The sequence below is a fragment of the Bradyrhizobium sp. CCGB20 genome (assembly GCF_024199855.1).
Classification (GTDB): domain Bacteria; phylum Pseudomonadota; class Alphaproteobacteria; order Rhizobiales; family Xanthobacteraceae; genus Bradyrhizobium.
Window position 1 is genome coordinate 2,167,376 of sequence record NZ_JANADN010000001.1, and the last position, 13,583, is coordinate 2,180,958.

The window sequence follows — 13,583 nt, forward strand, 5'->3', positions numbered from 1 at the left end:
GCGTCAACCCGACAAGGCTAATACTCTTCTGTGGCCCCAATGCGGTGGGCCGCCTTGTCTGCGCGCTCGTCATTGAGCGCGCTGAGTTGGGCTATTTGGAGTTCACGACCACCGAGCTGATGTTGTCCGCGTTGGCGGTTGCCGCGTTCAACGGGAGCATGAGCTTGATGAATTCGGTCGACGGCGATTCCGCCACCGAAATCACGTCATGATCGCGCATCCTGAACGTATCCGCCTGGAACCAGCCGTCCGGCTTGCTCATGTCGAACTTGTAGACGGCGGGGACGGTCTTCGTCGGGAACTGGGATACGGCGATGCCGATCTTCTCCAGCAGCGGCTTGGGCTCGAAACGGTAGACGTAGATGGACTTGGAGTCCGCACGGGCGCCGTCGAGGCCGCCCGCCTTCGCGATGGCTTCAGCCAGCGACATGTTGTCGTTCTCGAACGAGAAGCGGCGGTTGTTGGTGCCGCCGATCGAGCCCGGAGACGGCGTCGAACCGAACACCATGTAGACGCGCGGAATGCGGGTCAGGAAGACCACGTCGCCCGGCGCGAGCAGCGCATCCTCGTTGGGATTGTGCACCACCGAGGACATCGTCTCGCTGTAGGTGCGGCCCTCGCGCTTGATCGTGATCGTGCTCTCGTAGGACGGATATTTCGGGCCGCCGGCGCGCGCGATCGCGCCCATCAGGCGAATCCCGCCCGGATCGACCGGGAAGCGGAGCGGCGAGTTGACTTCGCCGAGCACGCTGATCTGGTTGCCGCGCTGTTCGGCCACGCTCACGACGGCCTGCGGGTCGATGGCGCGGTCCTTGAGACGCTCGCGGATGATGTTCGAAACGGCGCGCGGCGTCAGCCCTGCGACCTTGATCGATCCGGCGTAGGGGATGTTGATGTTGCCGGACTGGTCGACCTGCTGCCGCGGAATGTCCACGAAGTTACCCGGACGCACGCCGGCTTCACGCGGAATGAACAGACCGCCCGCCTGCGCTTCGTAGACGGTCACGGTGACGATGTCGCCGATGCCGATCGTGACGTCGCGATAGTTGCCACCGGGAAGGCGGGAGAACACCATTCCGGAGGAGTCCGTGAACGCGTTGGTCGCCTGCAGGATCGCCGGATTGACCGGCATCAGGGCATAGGCAAGCGGTGCGGTTGGCTCGGTGATGAGCGCGGCATTTGTATGCGTTGCGACGGCATCAGGAGAGTCTAATGGAATGAAGCTACCGCAACCCGTCAAGGAGACGCTGATCGCAGCAACGGCAAGGATTCGGCTAATACCGAAATCGAAATCAAAACGTTCGGTCTTAGCCACCGGCATTCCCTCGTACTCGTCTAAAATCGGAATCACCGTACAAATCCCGTGCTGCGGAGTCACTGCTACGTCTTCGACTTTATGGTAAAGCACTTATGCCTGTGACCTTATTGCAACTTGTGAACCGCGATATACGCGCGAATTACTGTCCAATTTTTGTGCGGAGTATCTTTTTTCTATGCAGTTCGCAAACTAGACATGCGCGTGTCAGATCGATGTCACGAATGAGGCTGCGATATCTCGCGTCAGCCGCGCGCAGCGATGAAGCTGCACATGCGACGGCGTCGCCGCGCGATGATATCGCGATAAACTTCAAGTGTTGGATTCGAGCGTGAGCTTACCCTGCGTTGTGTTTCCGTCGTCTTGCGACGGACATGGCGTTCGGGCTGAGGTCTCGCCGGATCGTTCGACCGATATTTCTGCGAGGGGATTCCACCTCCGTTAACGCTTAGATTTGGAAGCTGGCGTCATGCTGGTGTCCGTAAGGTCTTCCTAATCCCGATCCGGCTAGTGGTCGGTCAAACAAAAAGGGAAGGCGAAGACGATGTTGCACACCGGATCACTGCTGTTCGCGGCCGGCTTTCTCACTTGCGCGATGGTGGTCATGTTCGCAATCGCGTGGTCCTTTTCCGACAACCGCGTGAATGACGGCGAGTTCGCGCAGGGCGATGCCCGGCGGATGGCCTGATCGGCCGATCGCTACGATCGCACATTGTTCGGGACGTCGGACTGCAGCTTCGCCTGCTGCCCGGATTCGCTCGTCCGCACATGCAGGACGTCGGCATAGACCTGGCTGAGGGTGCGGTGGGTCTGCTCGATGTCGTAGAGGCTGGCAAATCGCTCATATCCGGCACGGCCGACCGCCGGCAGGTCCAGCCTGGTTGCGCGCCGAAAACCTTCAACCAGCTTTTCGGCCGAGACTTCGTCGCACAGCACGCCCGTCGCATTGTCTTCGACGATCTCCGGCAGGGCGCCGATGCGGAAGGCGATGATCGGCTTGGCCGCCCGCATCGCCTCGATCGCGACCAGGCCAAACGCCTCCCAGCGCGAAGGTATAGCGACCATGTCGGCCTGGTCGAGCTCGGCCTCGATCTGGTTGCGGTTCATCCAGCCCAGAAACGAGACGTTGGCGGGCAGGTCGCTCCTGCGGAATTTGCTGACGACCGAGGCGCCGATGAGGCGCACGTCGAGCTTGTCTCCGAGCGCGCGCGCTGCCTCGATCAGGAGATCGTAGCCCTTCTGACGGTCGAGGCGTCCGATGAAGAGGACCTTGATCTTGTCCGACCGCCACGGCGCCGCGCCCTTGTCGAGCGCGGGGCGCTGCTTGGAAATCCCGTTGTGCACAAGAGCGAGGCGCTTTGCCGCGATTCCGACCTGCCTGGCATCGGCCTGCTCGCTTTCCGAGATGCAGACGATGCGGTGGGTGAATTTCGACAGCACGAGCTCGGTGAATTTCGTGACCTCGCGGCTGAGACGGCCGGTCTCGCGGCCGAAGGCCCAGCCATGCGGGCAATAGACGATGCGCGAACGCCGATAGGTGAGCCAGAGCACCGGGCGCACCACGAGCCCGGCGAACGACGAGTGCAGATGGATAATGTCGGGCTGAAGCTGCCGGACCGCGCGCATGGTCGCAAACAGCATGCGAAACAGGCCGACCGCGTTGCGGCCGTCGCGCGGAAACGTGGTGACGGCGTCGTCCTCGATATTCACCAGGTCGCCGCGATGGTCGGAGGGAACGACATAGTTGACGTTCCCGCGGCCGAAGCTCGCGCTCTGATGCGGATGCAGCTCGTTGAGGTAGGTCGCGATGCCGCCACGGACCGTTTCGGCGACATGCAGAATTTTCAGGCCGCTGGACAACGGTCATTCCTTCCTTGTCTTGAAGACGCCAGAACTTGCAGGCGCACGTCTAACGCTCCTGGGCAGCAATAATTGGGCCGCATCATGGTTTCGGGCGACCGGGTGCGGTGTGCGGCGCCGGTTTGGCGAGGAACTCGAGCATCGCTGCGGCGGACTTGGCCCAGGAATATGTCGTCAGGCGCTGTCGCTGCTTCTCCTGTTCCGCCGGCGAAATCCTGCCGAGCGCGATTCTTTCGCGCATCCGTGCCGACAGCTCGTCCGCGTCGAGCGGATCGAAATAGACGGCGGCATCGTCGCAGGTCTCGCGCACGGCGTCGGCGGAACTTGCGATGACCGGGCAGGCGAAGAACATCGCCTCGAGGGGAGGCACGCCGAATCCCTCGTAAAGGCTCGGGAACACGAACGCCGTGGCCCGGGAGAACAGCGCGGCGATCTCCTCGTCCTTCAGCCGCCCGGCGATGACAACGCCGGCCCTCGATTCCGCGGCAGCGCCGCCAAACACCTTGCTGTTGTCGCCTCCGACCACGACCAGAGGAAACTCGGCGCGGCCAAGCCGCTCGGCGGCACGAATGGCGGTCTCGACATTCTTGTTCTTCGTCATCGAGCCGACGAAAAGGAAGAACTGATGGGGCGCGAGATGCAGCTTGTCGATGATCGAAAAGTCGGGCGCGACGGTCGCGAAATGTTCTGCGCTGTTGGCAATGACGGGAATCGAGGCGGGATCCAGCGACAGCACCTCGGCAAGTTCGTTGCGCGAAAACGCGGAAACTGTTGCGATCGTTGCCGTGCGCGCCAGCAGATGGCCGAGCGTCCGATGCAAAGCGAGGTAGCGCCAGCTGAAGAAGTCCGGCCGCCGGAAAACCTGCGCGTCGTGAATCACGACGAGATGATCGCGGTGGAGAACCGGGCCGGAATTGGCGAGGCTGACGAGGCGCGTGCCGGCCGCGGCGCGCGCCAGATCGATCTGGTCCCACGCGTGCCCCTGCAATGAGCCGACCTGCTTGATGGTGATGCGGCGAAGACCGGGAAGCGTCTGCGCATTCGGCGGCGCCAGGATCTGCCACTCTGCATCCAGCAGTTGCTGTGGAGCCTCTCCGCTCGCGAGCAAGCGGTCCATCGCCTTGACGATCTCGGCTGCGTAGCGCTGCACGCCCGTTAGCGATTGTGACAAAAACCTGCCGTTGATGGAGAGTTTCAAAGTCGATCTTTTTCTTTGCGGGATGTTGCGTGTCTCTTGCGCGAACAATGCCTCAAGACTGGGCATCGCGCCGAATATGCGTTCGATGACGTGTAGCACAGGTGGGCGCTATCGTCAGAGCATCCTCGCAGGCGGATAGCATGCGGTGATGCATGACGCCATCATGTTTCCTACACATTTCGATGCGCTTACATGGACCGAGTGATTTGATGATTGTCGTGACTGTCCAAACCTTGCCTCTCATGTCCTGGTCTGGCAATGCTTCGCGGAATGAACGAGATGACAACTTTGCGGCCAGTGATCGTGACCGGCGCTGCCGGCTTTATCGGAATGCATGTTTGTGAACGACTGTTGGCACGTGGCGAGCAGGTCGTTGGCATCGACGCATTCACTCCGTATTACGATCCCGCGCTGAAGCGTGCGCGTCTCGCAACGCTCGAGCACCATCCAGGGTTCAAATTCTACGAGATCGATCTCTCGGATTTCGACGCCGTGACGCGCGTCTTCGACGAGGTCTCGCCCGATCGCGTCGTGCATCTGGCGGCGCAGCCCGGCGTGCGCGCGTCGATCGACGATCCCATCACCAGCATCCGCGCCAATTGTGACGGCTTTGTCACCGTGCTCGAAGCCGGCCGGCGCCATGGCCTGGCGCATCTGGTCTACGCCTCGTCGAGCTCGGTGTATGGCGCCAACCGCACCTTGCCGTATTCGACCGAGCACTCGGTGAACCATCCGGTCAGCCTTTATGCCGCGAGCAAGAAGGCCAACGAACTGATGGCGCATACGTTCGCGCATGTTCACAAGCTGCCGGTGACCGGGCTTCGCTTCTTCACCGTCTACGGCCCGTGGGGCCGGCCCGACATGGCCGCCTATCTGTTCACGCGCGCGATCTTCGCGAATGAGCCGATCAAGATTTTCAATAATGGCGACATGTGGCGCGACTTCACCTATGTCGACGACATCGTCGAAGGCGTGATCCGCACGCTCGATCGGCCCGCGACGCGGAATCCCGCGTGGAAAGCCGAGCAGCCGGAAAACTCGACGAGCTATGCGCCGTATCGCGTCTACAACATCGGCAACAACAGGTCGGTCAACCTGATCGAGTTCGTCGAGACGCTCGAGAAGATCATCGGCAAGCCCGCGATCCGCAAGCTGCTGCCGATGCAGGCCGGCGACGTCCTGGAGACGCGCGCCGATATTTCAGCGCTCCAGCGCGATGTCGGTTTCTCGCCGTCGACGTCAATCGCGGACGGCCTTGGCCGCTTCGTCGAATGGTATCGAGAGTACCACGGCGTCTGATCCTGCGATCGACGGCACCGCGCGCCGGCCGGGAACGCCGGTTCTTAGGCTGGTTCTTGTGCCGGTTCTTGCGCTTTTGGCCGCCGGCGACCTTGTCAGCGGGCGCGAACGGTGGTTATCCCGTCCTCTGAACCTCATTGACCCGGAACCAGGCGCAGGCCCAAAGCTGAGCGGATCATGGCTGAGCGGATCGCTCTCATCACCGGTGTGACCGGTCAGGACGGCGCCTATCTCGCCGAATATCTGCTGTCGCTCGGCTATGTCGTGCACGGCATCAAGCGGCGCTCGTCCTCGTTCAACACCGCGCGGGTCGACCATCTCTACCAGGACCCGCATGTCGGCAACGTGCCGTTCCTGATGCACTATGGCGACATGACGGACTCGACCAATTTGATCCGCCTGGTGCAGCAGATCCGGCCGACCGAGATCTACAACCTGGCCGCCCAGAGCCACGTCGCCGTCAGCTTCGAGAGCCCGGAATACACCGCCAATGCCGACGCCATCGGCGTGTTGCGCCTGCTGGAAGCGATCCGCATCCTCGGCATGGAGAAAGAGACGCGGTTCTACCAGGCCTCGACCTCCGAGCTCTACGGCCTCGTGCAGGAGATCCCGCAGAAGGAGACCACGCCGTTCTATCCGCGCTCGCCCTACGGCGTCGCAAAACTCTACGGCTACTGGATCACGGTGAACTACCGCGAAGCCTACGGCATGTTCGCGTCCAACGGCATCCTGTTCAACCATGAGAGCCCGATCCGCGGCGAGACCTTCGTCACCCGCAAGATCACGCGCGGCGTCGCGCGCATCGAGGTCGGGCTCGAGGACACGCTCTATCTCGGCAATCTCTCGGCCAAGCGCGACTGGGGCCATGCCAGGGACTATGTCGAGGGCATGCACATGATCCTCCAGGCCGACACGCCCGACGACTTCGTGCTCGCCACCGGCGAGATGCGCTCGGTGCGCGAGATGGTCGAGCTGTCCTTTGCGCATGTCGGCCGCCGCATCGAATGGCGCGGGACGGGCGTCGAGGAGACCGGCGTCGATGCGAAGAGCGGCAAGACGGTGGTGAGGATCGATCCGACCTATTTCCGTCCGACCGAGGTCGATCTCCTCGTCGGCGATGCCAGCAAGGCGCGGGACAAGCTCGGCTGGAAGCCGAAGCGCAGCTTTGCCGAACTCGTCCAGGAGATGATGGCCAGCGATCTGGCGGAGGCAAAACGGGACGCCGGCCGTGGCAAGCGCACCGTTTGAGCTGAGGGGCAAGACCGTCTATGTCGCCGGCCATCGCGGCATGGTCGGCAGCGCGATTGCGCGCCGGCTGGCGCGGGAGGACGTGCAGCTCGTCACGGTCGACCGGCGCGAGCTCGATCTGTGCAACCAGGCCGCCGTGTTCGACTGGTTCGCGAAGGTGCGGCCGCAGGTGATCTTCCTCGCCGCCGCCAAGGTCGGCGGCATCGTCGCCAACGACACGCTGCGCGCCGAGTTCATCTACGACAACATCGCGATCGCGGCGAACGTGATCCAGGCGGCGCATCGGAACGGCGCCGAGAAGCTGATGTTCCTGGGCTCGTCCTGCATCTATCCAAAACTGGCGCCGCAGCCGCTGCGCGAGGATTCGGTGCTATCAGGCCCGCTGGAGCCGACCAACGAACCCTATGCCATTGCCAAGATCGCCGGCATCAAGATGGCGGAGGCCTATCGCAGCCAGTATGGCAGCGACTTCATCAGCGTGATGCCGACCAATCTCTATGGCCCCGGCGACAATTATCATCCGGAACTGAGCCACGTCGTTGCCGCGCTGATCCGCCGCTTCCACGAGGCGAAGGTCGCGGGCGCAAAGCGTGTCGCGGTGTGGGGCACCGGCACGCCGCGGCGCGAGTTCCTCTATGTCGACGACATGGCGGATGCCTGCGTGCACCTGATGAAGACCTATTCCGGCGCCGGCCTCGTCAACATCGGCACCGGCGAGGATATCACCATCGCCGAGTTCGCGCGCGTCGTGGCTGACATCGTCGGCTACGGCGGCGAGATCGGCTTCGACACCTCGCGCCCCGACGGCACACCGCGCAAGCTGCTCGACGTCAGCCGTCTCACAAAGCTCGGCTGGCGGGCCACGACCTCGCTCGAGGATGGCTTGAAGCGCGCCTACGAAGCGTACCTGTCGCATACGTAGAATGCAGCAATTGCATGTCGCGTATTTCAGGAGTCATCCGCAACGCCTGTCACGCGCGGCGGTTAAGGTTTATTCGGTACGCGACGCAACCTGCCCTAATGTTGGGCGTGCGGCCGGATAGAGAAATGGTCTAGGGTGTTCGGTGGAACATCCGTCTTCAACGGAAAGAGTTTTTCATGCGAATCGCGATGATCGGAACGGGCTATGTGGGACTGGTGTCCGGAGCCTGCTTTGCGGATTTCGGTCACGACGTCACCTGCGTCGACAAGGACGAGAAGAAGATCGCAGCGCTCCATCGCGGCGAGATCCCGATCTACGAGCCCGGCCTCGACGAGCTGGTCGCGACCAATGTGAAGGCCAAGCGGCTCGACTTCACCACCGACCTGTCGAAGCCGGTCGCGGATGCCGATGCCGTCTTCATCGCGGTCGGCACGCCGTCGCGCCGCGGTGACGGTCACGCCGACCTGTCCTATGTCTACGCCGCCGCGAAAGAGATTGCGCAGTCGCTGTCGGGCTTCACGGTCGTGGTGACCAAGTCGACCGTTCCGGTCGGCACCGGCGACGAGGTCGAGCGCATCATCCGCGAGGCCAACCCGTCGGCCGACGTCGTCGTCGCCTCCAATCCCGAATTCCTGCGCGAGGGCGCGGCGATCCGCGACTTCAAATATCCCGATCGCATCGTCGTCGGCACCTCCGACGAGCGTGGCCGCAAGGTGATGGGCGACGTCTATCGTCCGCTGTCGCTGAACCAGGCACCGCTGATGTTCACGGCGCGCCGCACCGCCGAGATGATCAAATATGCCGCGAACGCGTTCCTCGCGACCAAGATCACCTTCATCAACGAGATCGCGGACCTCTCCGAAAAGGTCGGCGCCAACGTGCAGGAGGTCGCGCGCGGCATTGGCCTCGACAACCGCATCGGCACCAAGTTCCTGCATGCCGGTCCGGGCTTCGGCGGCTCGTGCTTCCCGAAGGACACCAAGGCGCTGATCAAGATCGCGCAGGACTACGACGTCTCGCTGCGGATCGTCGAATCCGTGCTGGCGGTCAACGAGAACCGCAAGCGCGCGATGGCGCGCAAGGTCGGCCAGGCGCTCGGCGGTAGCTTGCGCGGCAAGACCATCGCCGTGCTCGGCCTCACCTTCAAGCCCGACACCGACGACATGCGCGATGCGCCGTCGATCCCGCTGGTCACCGGCCTGATCGACATGGGCGCGACGGTCAAGGCCTTCGATCCCGTCGGCATGGAGCAGGCCAAGGGCGAGCTGCCGAACATCACCTATTGCGAGGACGCCTATTCCTGCGCGCAAGGCGCCGATGCGCTCGTCATCGTCACCGAATGGGTCCAGTTCCGCGCGCTCGATCTCGACCGGCTGAAGACGACCATGACGCAGCCCGTCGTCGTCGATCTGCGCAACATCTACCGTCCCGAAGACATGGAAGCCGCCGGCTTCGTCTATGAGAGCGTCGGGCGGTCGTCCCAGGCCTAGCGCCGCGCCAGCGACGAGCTGATCTTCGCCCGTCTCATCGCGAGACGGGCGAAATCGTTTCTGATGCGATATGATCCGGTCGCGGCTGCCGCCATGGAGATTGTCATGACCGACGACACGCACACGATCCGGAGCGGCGGGCTCGCCGCGACCATCAAGGCGCATGGCGCCGAGCTGTGCTCGCTGAACGACGGCAGCGGCGTCGAATTCGTCTGGCAGGCGGGGCCGGCCTGGCCGCGCCACGCGCCGCTGCTGTTTCCGATCGTCGGGCGTCTCGCCAATGACGAGCTGCGGCACCGGGGCAAGACGTACCGGATGACCCAGCACGGCTTTGCGCGCGACAGCCGCTTTGCGTGGGGGGCGCGGGACGCGAGCCGCTGCACGCTGGTGCTCGAAGACAGCGAAGCAACGCGCGCGCTCTATCCGTTCGCATTCCAGCTGACGGCTGCCTATACGATCGATGAATCCGGTCTCGATCTCTCGCTCACGATCGCCAATACCGGCAACGAGCCATTGCCGGCCTCGCTCGGCGGCCATCCCGCTTTCAACTGGCCGCTTCAGCCTGAAATGGCGAAGGAGAGCTACGCGCTCACCTTCGCGAACGCAGAGCCGTCTCCCGTCCGCCGTCTCGACGGCGGCTTGCTGCGCGCGGCAGCGGAGCCAAGTCCCGTTAACGGCACGGTGTTGCCCTTGTCCGAACGCCTCTTCGCCGATGACGCGATCATCTTCGACAAAGTCGAGAGCCGTTCCGTGCGTTACGCCGCTACGCAGGGCACCGGAGCTTGGCTCAAGATGTCATGGCGCGGCTTTCGCGAACTCGGCGTCTGGTCGAAGCCGTCGGGCGCGCCGTTTCTGTGCATCGAGCCCTGGCGCGGCTATGCCAGTCCCGCCGGCTACGACGGCGAATTCAACGACAAGCCGGGCCTGATGCACATCGCGCCCGGCGCGGAGGAGCAGTTGTCGTACCGGATCGAAGTCGGGTCGTCCTGAGGCCGGCCTCCGCGGCTCTCACACCTCGATCCGCGTGAGGTCCTCGCCGAGCACGACGGGACCCGAATAGTCCTGCCTGACATCCGCGAGCAGCGCGTTGAGCATGGTATCGTCGGTGCGGGGGCGGTGATGGGTCAGCGCGAGCTTCTTGACGCCGGCCTTGGCCGCGACCTTGCCGACGGTGTCGCCGCAGGCGATCGTGTATTTCGCGAGCCGGCGGAAGTGTTCGTTGTTGATCTCCGGCGTTGCGAGGAAGCAGACCTGGACCAGCAGGTCGGCTCCCTCAGCCAGCCGCTCGAGACCGGGGCAGGGGACCGTGTCGCCGGAGATCGCAATGACCTTGCCGTCGGCTTCGAAGCGGTAGCCGAGACACATCCAGCGTGCGAGGAACGCCGGCGACATGTCGAGGCCGTCACCGTGCGAGACGAGCTCGGCGCTGATCTTCCAGCGGCCGGTGTCGAGAACGGGGCCGGGAACGATGTCCGTCGCGACCACCGGCTTCCAGCCGCCAAAAGTCGGCTCGCCCTGATCGCGCCAGGCGATGTCCTTGTCGTAGACCTGCGTGACCAGCGTGTTGACGAGCCGCTCGGTATCGGGCGGCCCATAGATGCGCAGATCGTCCTTGCGCCCATGCATCCACGAATTCAGCATCACATCGTAGAGGTCGCCGATGTGGTCGAAGTGGTGATGGGTGAGAAAGACGGTGTTGATGGCGCTGAGCGGCACGCCGGCCTTGCTCAGCTGCACCGTGACGCCGCGGCCGGCGTCGAACAGGATGTTCTCCTCGCCGAGCCTGATCAGCGTGGTCGTCGCCATGCGGCGCGGGTCCGGACGCGGGCCGCCTGTGCCGAGCAGGATGACTTCCATGGGCCTACTCCAGCGTGCAGATTTCGGCGCGCAGAGTAGATTCGAAGGCCCAGGCGAGGCAAGCCGCGTCAGGGGCAGGCTGCGGCAGCAGGGCCTTAACGCATGCTCGTTGCCGTGGCGGCGACGGTCGGCCGGATGGTTGAACGGCCCGATCCCGCCGACGTCAGGCGATGCGCGAGGTCCTGCGCATGCCGTTCGACCAGATGCCATGTCGCGCGCGCGACGAGGTAGCTGAGCGCGGCGGTGACGGCATAGGCGATCAGCAGCGAGACCAGCCCGTCCACCAGCGGCCAGACCTGGCGCAGGCCGTAGATCACCGCGAAGTGCGATAAATACATCGAATAGGAATTGCGGCCGAGCGCCTCGATCGGCTGGAAGCGGATCGCAAGCTTGATGCAGCCGGCAACCAGCGCGCCGAGCACGAGGTTGATCATCAGATAGTTGAATTCGTGCGAGCCGGTCGCGCGGTCGGCGACGAAGGACAGCGCGATGAAGACCGCGAAGATCGCGGCATCCGATTTCGCAAAGCCGTCGCGCAGCGAGAAGAACAGCGCGCATCCCACGAGGAAGACCGGCAACTGGTTCAGGAAGCTGAGGTGCAGCGCGTTCCAGACGAAGGCCTCGTGGCCGGGTCCGTAATAGGCCGAGAACAGCGCGAAGGCGAACGGCTTGAACAGGCAGACATTGACGAGATGCAGCACGATCGCGAGCGCGAGATAGAGATGGCGTCGCGACCCGAACGCCGTGATCACGAACGGGAAGACGAGATAGAAAATCATCTCTGCCGCGATCGACCAGTCGCCCGGCACGACGCTGTTGATGCTGTCCGGCCAGAAGCCGTGCAGGAACGTCGCCGTCAGGATCACCTGCAGCGGCCCGATGCCGTTGGGCGCGTTGTAGCTCGGACCCGTACCGTTGAGGAGGAGGTAGACCGGGATCGCGAGCCAGAACAGCGGCGCGATGCGCAGGAAGCGCCGGATGTAGAATTTGCGCGTCGGGCTGGTTTCGGTGCGTTGCGTCCACATCAGGCACATCGTCATGGCGCTGACGAAGTAGAACACGTTGACGCCGGTCCAGCCGCACATGAGGGCGTAGTCGACGGCGTGGATATTTGACGGAAAGGATTGCGAAACGTGGATCGCCATCACGCCGACGATGGCGAGGCCGCGCAGCACGTCGAGCGTGTGCGAGCGGCCGAAGGGCGTTACGCCTTGGTCGGTTCGTCCGGCAGCCAACCGGGCCTGCCCATGCATCGCGCCTGCTCCGTGGTTTCGCATCTGCAATGGGGACCATAGAGGCACGGCCGGATTTTCCGTAGCCGAAGACTCTCTTTACGTTAACCAGCGGTTGAGTCCGGAACCGAATGTGCGGGGTCGGGGGGCGAGGGGCCCGGCCGGCGCTCGCCCGGACCACGCCGGCATGATGATGCGCGCGATGAGAATTGTGGGCCAATTCATACTTAATGTGCCAAGATCATGACCAATATTGTTCGGGCTGCACAACACGCCTAGTATCCGGCAGGCAATTTCGGGGGCTCGAATAAGTCGTGAATGTACGTTCACATGACGGTGCGCTGCGTGACGACTTGGGTTTTCAAGCCGGCCCGCAAGCACACAGGACATCCAACAACGTGTCTGATTCCGCACGTCAGGAAGCAAGGCCTGCCGGCCGCGAGCGGCTGATCGTCGTCGAAGACGATCCCGTGACGCGGACGATGCTGGTCGGCTATTTCAACGAGAACAATTTCGACGTGGTCGGCGCCGGCTCCTGCGCGGAATGCCGCCAGGCGCTGCGCTCGCGCACCGATCTCGTCTTCCTCGACGTGCAGTTGCCAGATGGCGACGGCTTCGAGCTCGCCAAGGAGATCCAGGCGACCAGCAATGCGGGCATCATCTTCGTGACGCGCCGCGACACCGATGTCGATCGCATCCTCGGCCTCGAGATCGCCGGCGACCATTACGTGACCAAGCCGATCAATCTGCGCGACCTGCTCGCGCGCGCGCGCAGCGTGCTGCGGCGGCGCTCGATCGACCGCAAGGCGGCGCGCAACCACAATTCGATCGCTTTCGGCGACTGGATCATCGACCTGACGCGGCGCGAGCTGCTCGGCAGCGACGGCAAGCCGGTGGCGCTGACGCGCGCCGAGTTCGACCTGCTCGCGGCGCTGGTCGGCGCCGACGGCAGGCCGCTCAGCCGCGACTATCTGATCGAGGTCGTCAGCAACCGCCAGGCCGAGGTCGACATCCGCACGGTCGATGCGCTGGTGGCGCGGCTGCGCCGCAAGCTCGTCGGCAGCGGCACGCCCGTGATCGCGACCGTCACCGGCGTCGGCTACAAGCTCGCGCTCAGCGAACGGCTCTAGCCCCATCGTTCGAAGATCCGATCGCCCTCGCG

At 63.7% G+C, this 13,583-nt stretch carries 12 protein-coding genes; 7 read left to right on the top strand and 5 right to left on the bottom strand.

Annotated elements, in window-relative coordinates; genetic code table 11:
* Nucleotides 1-91: 91 nt before the first annotated feature.
* A complete protein-coding gene (locus tag NLM15_RS09890; RefSeq protein ID WP_254116773.1) occupies nucleotides 92-1,321 on the bottom strand; it encodes a polysaccharide biosynthesis/export family protein in 1,230 nt (409 codons plus the stop codon).
* A gap of 538 nt (nucleotides 1,322-1,859) precedes the next feature.
* Here NLM15_RS09890 and NLM15_RS09895 point away from each other — a divergent pair.
* Entirely contained in the window at nucleotides 1,860-2,003 is a 144-nt protein-coding gene (locus NLM15_RS09895; protein WP_254116774.1) for a hypothetical protein, read from the top strand.
* 11 nt (nucleotides 2,004-2,014) lie between these two features.
* On the opposite strand, the gene NLM15_RS09900 is transcribed toward NLM15_RS09895, so the two are convergent.
* Entirely contained in the window at nucleotides 2,015-3,175 is a 1,161-nt protein-coding gene (locus NLM15_RS09900; RefSeq protein WP_254116775.1) for a glycosyltransferase, read from the bottom strand.
* A gap of 82 nt (nucleotides 3,176-3,257) precedes the next feature.
* Entirely contained in the window at nucleotides 3,258-4,373 is a 1,116-nt protein-coding gene (locus NLM15_RS09905; RefSeq protein WP_254116776.1) for a glycosyltransferase family 1 protein, read from the bottom strand.
* Nucleotides 4,374-4,652: 279 nt separating this feature from the next.
* On the opposite strand from NLM15_RS09905, the gene NLM15_RS09910 reads away from it, so the two are divergent.
* From NLM15_RS09910 to NLM15_RS09930, 5 genes are all read left to right on the top strand, one after another.
* A complete protein-coding gene (locus tag NLM15_RS09910) occupies nucleotides 4,653-5,672 on the top strand; it encodes an NAD-dependent epimerase (RefSeq protein WP_254116777.1) in 1,020 nt (339 codons plus the stop codon).
* Nucleotides 5,673-5,849: 177 nt separating this feature from the next.
* Nucleotides 5,850-6,920: a GDP-mannose 4,6-dehydratase gene (gene gmd / locus NLM15_RS09915; RefSeq protein ID WP_254116778.1), complete on the top strand. Its 1,071-nt coding sequence runs from the start codon at nucleotides 5,850-5,852 to the stop codon at nucleotides 6,918-6,920.
* Complete coding sequence (locus NLM15_RS09920; RefSeq protein ID WP_309144924.1) at nucleotides 6,901-7,842, top strand: GDP-L-fucose synthase; 942 nt, start codon at nucleotides 6,901-6,903, stop codon at nucleotides 7,840-7,842. The genes gmd and NLM15_RS09920 overlap by 20 nt, the downstream gene beginning before the upstream one ends.
* 176 nt (nucleotides 7,843-8,018) lie before the next feature.
* A complete protein-coding gene (locus tag NLM15_RS09925) occupies nucleotides 8,019-9,332 on the top strand; it encodes a UDP-glucose/GDP-mannose dehydrogenase family protein (RefSeq protein WP_254116779.1) in 1,314 nt (437 codons plus the stop codon).
* A 105-nt stretch (nucleotides 9,333-9,437) separates the two neighbouring features.
* A complete protein-coding gene (locus NLM15_RS09930) occupies nucleotides 9,438-10,322 on the top strand; it encodes an aldose 1-epimerase family protein (protein ID WP_254116780.1) in 885 nt (294 codons plus the stop codon).
* Nucleotides 10,323-10,340: 18 nt separating this feature from the next.
* On the opposite strand, the gene NLM15_RS09935 is transcribed toward NLM15_RS09930, so the two are convergent.
* Both NLM15_RS09935 and NLM15_RS09940 read right to left on the bottom strand, forming a co-directional pair.
* Nucleotides 10,341-11,189, bottom strand: a complete 849-nt coding sequence (locus NLM15_RS09935; RefSeq protein ID WP_254116781.1) for an MBL fold metallo-hydrolase — start codon at nucleotides 11,187-11,189, stop codon at nucleotides 10,341-10,343.
* 95 nt (nucleotides 11,190-11,284) lie between these two features.
* Nucleotides 11,285-12,442, bottom strand: a complete 1,158-nt coding sequence (locus NLM15_RS09940) for an acyltransferase (protein ID WP_254116782.1) — start codon at nucleotides 12,440-12,442, stop codon at nucleotides 11,285-11,287.
* A 293-nt stretch (nucleotides 12,443-12,735) separates the two neighbouring features.
* Here NLM15_RS09940 and NLM15_RS09945 point away from each other — a divergent pair, with 293 nt between their 5' ends.
* Nucleotides 12,736-13,551 (top strand): response regulator, encoded by an 816-nt coding sequence (locus NLM15_RS09945; protein ID WP_254116783.1) that lies wholly within the window; start codon nucleotides 12,736-12,738, stop codon nucleotides 13,549-13,551.
* Nucleotides 13,552-13,583 lie beyond the last annotated feature (32 nt).